This window comes from Actinomycetota bacterium, from assembly GCA_036280995.1.
In the GTDB taxonomy this organism is placed as follows: domain Bacteria; phylum Actinomycetota; class CALGFH01; order CALGFH01; family CALGFH01; genus CALGFH01.
Map to the genome: position 1 here is coordinate 1 of DASUPQ010000729.1, position 2,091 is coordinate 2,091.

The window sequence follows — 2,091 nt, forward strand, 5'->3', positions numbered from 1 at the left end:
GGCGGTCACGGCCCACCAGCACGGCCTCCGGCACCCGGGCGGCCTGCTGTATGGGCAGGCCAGTCAGGTCAGGCCCCAATCCGCCCGGGTCCACCACCGCGTCGCCGCCGTGCACCGCCACCAAGGCGGCTTGGCTGGCACCGGTCAGCCTCCGGGCCCAAGCCACCAGGGCAGACCGCAGCGCCGCTAGGTGCGGCTCGGCCGACAGCGCCAACATCGCCTGGTGCAGCCGGGCGATGTCCCGGGCCGTGGCGCGCTGTTCACCGGCTAGGAGCCTGCTGAGCAAAGGGGTTCTGGGTTTCGGGGTATGGCGGTAGGGTTCTGCTGGGCTCGGGGATGGCCGATCCGAAGTGCCGGTGCTGAGGTGTGAGCCGGCCGCGCTGGATGGCTGATGCCGGATGAGTCGCCCTCACTTGCCACCCCGAGCCCGCTCATTGCCCGCTCATTGTCAGGTCAGCGCCCAGCCCTGCTGGTTGTGGGTGAGGCCGAGGGCGAGCAGCCGGCGCAGGTTGATCGCGGCCACCCGCAGTTGTAGGCCGTGCTGGTTGCGGGTCACCCCGCGGTAGCGGACCCGCCGGTGGCCGTCGGCGACCAGCCAGGCGATGGAGCGTTCGACCATGGGCCGCCAGCGCCGGTAGCTGGCCTGGAACTCGGGATCGGTGGCGCGGCGGCGGGCGGCCCGCAGCTCGCCCTCGTGTGGGTGCAGCTCCAGGGTCCGCCCGCGGGCGGCCTGGGTGCAGCGGGCCGCCAGCGGACACCCACGGCAGCGCCAGCCGAACACCGCCTTGCGGGCCGGGGTCATGGCCACGGTCTGCCCGGCTGGGCAGGTCACCGTGCCCGCGGTCAGGTCGAGCTGGAAGTCGTCCCGGGTGAACCCGCCCGGCACGGCCGGGCGTAGCGGGATGGGCTTGATGGTCTGGGTGTGGCCGGCAGCATGCAACGCCGCCCTGGTCTGGCCGCTGCCGTAGGCCGAATCGGCCAGCACTTCCAGTCCGGCCGGCTCACCAGCCAGCAGCCCCACCCCGGTCGGCCCGTCCGGCGTGCTGGCCGGGGTGAGCGCGGCCGCGGTGATGAGCCCGGTCTCGGGCTCCACGGCCAGGTGGGCCTTGTAGCCGTCGCGGTAGACGCTGCGGCTCTTGTGCATGTGCCGGGCCTGCGGGTCGACCACGCTGAGGACCCGGTCCGGGCTGACCGTGCGGGCGATGCGCCAGCTGCCGTCGGTCTCGCCCGGCTCGACATCCTGCCCGGCGACCAGGGCCAGCAGCCCGGCTGCCTCAGCCTGCTCACCCGACAGCTCAGCCCCGTCGATCGCGGCCAGGGTCGCCCTGGCGTCGTTGACCAGCGCGCTCACCAGCTGCTCGCGGGCCTGGGCGTCGTCCCACGCGCACGCCGGCTTGCCCGGGTCACCGTCATAGTCATGGGCCGCCACGGCCACGGCCGCCGCGGGCGGGACCAGCCGGCGGACCCGGCGGACCGCGGCGACCAGCTGGGTCACGGTGTCCTGGGTGGCGACCGCGTCATCCAGCAGCGTGGAGTCCAGCGCCCGCCTGACCCGCCCCCTGAGCACCCCCGTGGCCTGCACGACCTGCCGGACGGCGTCAAAGATCCGCTCGGGCCGGTCCGAGCCACGCAGCCTGGCCCGCCACAACGTCAACACGCTCGGGTGGAACCCCCGATCGGGCAGGGCCAGCCCACACGCCACCTTCCAGGCGATGTTGCAGGCCAGCTGCTGGCAGGCGTCCCGATCGCTCAACCCCTCCAGGGCCTGCAGGACCATGACGGTGGCGACCACGTCGGCCGGGACCGACGGGCGACCCCGGCCCGACCCGAACAGGTCGGCGAACAGCTCGTCCGGAAACAGCTGCTGGCGGTGGTCGGCCAGGAAGGCATGCACCGACCCGTCCGGGACCAGATGCCGGCACAACGCCCCGGCATCAAGCAGCTCGACACGCGTGGGATCACTGGTTCCTTGCATGCCCGCATTCTGCTAGACCCAGCCACCACCCGCGAATTGCTCAGCAGGCTCCTAGTGTCCCGAGTCGTTGATTCGTTGGCAGTAGGTGGCGATGCTGTCCAGGATCTCGTCGGCGG

At 72.8% G+C, this 2,091-nt stretch carries 2 protein-coding genes; both read right to left on the bottom strand.

The genetic code is table 11. The features are described 5' to 3' along the window. On the bottom strand, window positions 1-217 hold a 217-nt coding region (locus tag VF468_24435), incomplete at its 3' end, for a hypothetical protein (protein ID HEX5881437.1). A gap of 231 nt (window positions 218-448) precedes the next feature. After that, on the bottom strand, window positions 449-1,975 hold the full coding sequence (locus VF468_24440) for an IS1182 family transposase (protein HEX5881438.1): 1,527 nt from the start codon (window positions 1,973-1,975) through the stop codon (window positions 449-451). Window positions 1,976-2,091: the final 116 nt, after the last annotated feature.